Below are 1019 nucleotides of genomic sequence, written 5' to 3'. Positions count from 1 at the left end.
TGGCTGGCCGCGCGACTGGTCGGAGATGCAGCTGGCCCACAGGTTGCCGGGCCTGGAAGGCACCTACAACCAGGCAAGCTATCTCAAGCAGCGCATGGCGATGATGCAGTGGTACTGCGATTACCTGGATGCGCTCGAGATCGGCATGACGCATGAACAGCGCAATGCCTTCGATGCGAAGGTACTTCATCGTTAGTGCCGCCGGGCCATCTGCTGATCCTGCCACGAGTCCACCTCCTGCTTGACCCAGTAGAGTCGGGCCTGACGCCCTTCGGTCATGGTGATCGGCTTGGGGAAGGTCGGGTCAGACTGGCGCAGAGTGTAGAGCGCCTGTCGGGTGCGGCCCACCTTCTCGGCCACCTTGCTGGTTGGCAGGAAGACGATGCCGAGCTGGTCGCTGTCGGGGATCATGGTGACGCCCTCCGGTTGTCTGTCGGGGTTCGGGTTGTCTCAGTCCAGAACTCGGGGATGATCACCGGCCGGGCCGTGACCTCCAATGGTGTCGGCCATCAACGGCAACAGGTTCCCGGTCTGCAAGTGCTCGTTCACCTGCGCCCAGCCACACCGGCGATGACATTCCTCGCACATGCCGGCAGTGCACCTTTCGGCATGACGGCCATACTCCTCGAGCCATAGGCGCAGGGCGTCGCGCTGCTCGACGAGGTGCTGCAACCTTTCCACCACGGCACCGAGCCCCGGCCGGGAGTTGGGTGGCACGCCGGCGTCATCCAGGGCAAAGCCCAGGCGATGGAGAGCCGCGGCCAGACCATCATCGGTGCCCGAGGCCCAGCTCGCGGGCCAGCCTCGCCAGTGACAGACGGCGCGTTGCCAGTCAGGCCCGAGACGGTGCCAGGCCTCGATGGGATCGTCGTAGGCCTTGGGCATCCTTCTCCGCGACCGGCTTCGGGCCTCGCTTGCCCTCGAAGAGCGAGCCGGCCTGATCCAGAATGGCCTTCTTCCACTGACCCACCTGGATGGGATGGACCCCATAGGCTTGGCCGATCTCGTTCACGGTCTTG

At 64.8% G+C, this 1019-nt stretch carries 2 protein-coding genes and 2 pseudogenes; 1 reads left to right on the top strand and 3 read right to left on the bottom strand.

The genetic code is table 11. The annotated features are described in order from the left end of the window. Positions 1-196, top strand: a pseudogene (locus ACESMD_RS03135) (hypothetical protein); the annotation flags it as partial. On the opposite strand, the gene ACESMD_RS03130 reads toward ACESMD_RS03135, so the two are convergent. The 3 genes and pseudogenes from ACESMD_RS03130 to ACESMD_RS03120 all read right to left on the bottom strand — a co-directional run. Then, complete coding sequence (locus ACESMD_RS03130; RefSeq protein WP_372610232.1) at positions 193-411, bottom strand: hypothetical protein; 219 nt, start codon at positions 409-411, stop codon at positions 193-195. The pseudogene ACESMD_RS03135 and the gene ACESMD_RS03130 sit on opposite strands and share 4 nt — an antisense overlap. A gap of 39 nt (positions 412-450) precedes the next feature. Continuing rightward, positions 451-885 (bottom strand): hypothetical protein, encoded by a 435-nt coding sequence (locus ACESMD_RS03125; protein ID WP_372610230.1) that lies wholly within the window; start codon positions 883-885, stop codon positions 451-453. Continuing rightward, positions 872-1019 (bottom strand): annotated as a pseudogene (locus ACESMD_RS03120) (IS3 family transposase); the annotation flags it as partial. The gene ACESMD_RS03125 and the pseudogene ACESMD_RS03120, both read right to left, overlap by 14 nt.

It is taken from the genome of Halomonas sp. (assembly GCF_041689495.1).
GTDB lineage: Bacteria > Pseudomonadota > Gammaproteobacteria > Pseudomonadales > Halomonadaceae > Halomonas.
Note: the sequence above shows the minus strand (reverse complement) of the source record. Positions and strands in the feature narration are given on the sequence as shown.

Excerpts from the sequence above, each read along its gene's own strand:
- ACESMD_RS03130 (WP_372610232.1), bottom strand. The coding sequence starts at position 411 with ATGATCCCCGACAGCGACCAGCTCGGCATCGTCTTCCTGCCAACCAGC.
- ACESMD_RS03125 (WP_372610230.1), bottom strand. The coding sequence starts at position 885 with ATGCCCAAGGCCTACGACGATCCCATCGAGGCCTGGCACCGTCTCGGG.